Origin of the sequence: Streptomyces griseoviridis (genome assembly GCF_005222485.1) — a bacterium.
Taxonomy (GTDB): domain Bacteria; phylum Actinomycetota; class Actinomycetes; order Streptomycetales; family Streptomycetaceae; genus Streptomyces; species Streptomyces hintoniae.
Genome location: NZ_CP029078.1, coordinates 1298495 through 1300021, shown reverse-complemented (window position 1 = coordinate 1300021; position 1527 = coordinate 1298495). Strand labels below are relative to the sequence as shown.

Here is a 1527-nt window from a genome sequence, read left to right as displayed (position 1 = left end):
CCGAGTCCCGCCCCGCCCGCGAGCCCTCGGGGCCCGGTGCCGCACCCCGCGCACCGGGCCCCGAGGGCTCTCCGCCCCCGCCCTCGCGGGCCGCGCGCCTGCGGTGGGCCGGCTCCGTCCGGTGCGCGGGGTCCACTCCACCGGGCGGGGCGTCGCCGTCTCCCCGCGCGCACGCCCCTCCGCCCGTTCTCCGTCCCGCCGCGCCCGCTTTCAAACGTACGGAAACGGACAGGTCTCCCGCCGAGCCAGCCCATGGCTTGATGTGCGCGCCCGCGGTGACTGTTTGCGCCAACCCGGCTGACCGGAACGGGCAGCACCGGTGAGCCCCGGCCGGGCCGTCAGGGCGCGGGTGCCGGCGGCTCGACGGGCGGGGCGCGGCGTCAGGCCGACGCCCGCGCGCGGTGTAACAGGAGGGTCAGGCGTCCAGTCCAGGCAGGGCGTCCGGTGTCCGGCGCCCGTGCACGCCGTCAGTGGCGGCCCGACGGCCTGCGCGCGGCCTCACGGTCGTCTCCGCGTCCGGGCATGAGAAGAGGCCCGTGGACGCTGAGGATGGGCGTCCACGGGCCTCGTCCCCCGCACGCGTGGGGGGAGTCCGCGCGGGGGGTCAGAGGGGCCGGCGGAAGCCGCGCAGGGCGGCCACCATGCCGACCACGGCGATCACCGCGCAGATCGCCAGGGCGGGGAACGCGTGGTCGAGCCCCGGCACGTCGAGGGCGAGCGCCCGGGTCGCGTCGATCGCGTACGTCAGCGGGTTGACGCTCGCGACCACCCGCAGCCACGCGGGCAGGTCCTCCACCGGCACATAGGCGCTGGAGGCGAACATCAGCGGGAAGATGACGATCAGGGCGAGGTTCTGCAACGGCTCGGCCCGCCGCAGCCAGGCCCCGGCCGCGATGAACGCCCAGCCGAGCGAGAAGCTGATGAACAGCGTCAGCCCGGCGGAGAGCGCCAGTTCGGCGACACCGCCGTGCGGCGAGTACCCGAGGGCGGTCATCGCCAGCACCATGATCACCAGCACCTGGACGGCGCTGCGCACCAGCCCGACCAGGCTGCGCGCGGCCAGCAGCGCCCCCGGGTGCACCGGCAGCGACCGCAGCCGCGCGACCATCCCGTTCTTCTGGTCCTCGACCAGCCCCACCCCCGACTGCATCGCGGACTGCGCGGCGTTGTCCACGAGGACGGCGGGCAGCACGTAGTCGAGGTAGCTGACACCGTTCGGGAAGTGCGGCGGCATGCCCATCTTGCTGAAGACCTGCGTCAGCACGAACAGGATGACCACCGGCTGGATCAGGCCGAACAGCACGATGCCCGGGTCGGTCACCATGGCGCGAAGCGACCGCCCGGTCAGCACCCGGATCTGGGTGAGGAGCGAACTCCCGCCGAACACGGGCGGTTGCGCGCCCGCGACCCGGGAGGCCGCTCCGGTCGCCTGGGTGAGCTGGGTGGTCATCGGGTCCTCCACGGGGGGCGTCGGTGGGCGGACGCGTCCGCCGGGGTGGCGCGGGGTCCGGCGGGTCCTGGGCGGCC

The 1527-nt window shown here is 75.3% G+C and carries 1 protein-coding gene; it reads right to left on the bottom strand.

Features of this window, described 5'->3' with window-relative positions; all coding sequences use genetic code 11:
* Window positions 1–604: 604 nt before the first annotated feature.
* Window positions 605–1450, bottom strand: coding sequence for an ABC transporter permease (locus DDJ31_RS05200; RefSeq protein ID WP_240678271.1), 846 nt, complete (start codon window positions 1448–1450; stop codon window positions 605–607).
* Between the last annotated feature and the right edge of the window lie 77 nt (window positions 1451–1527).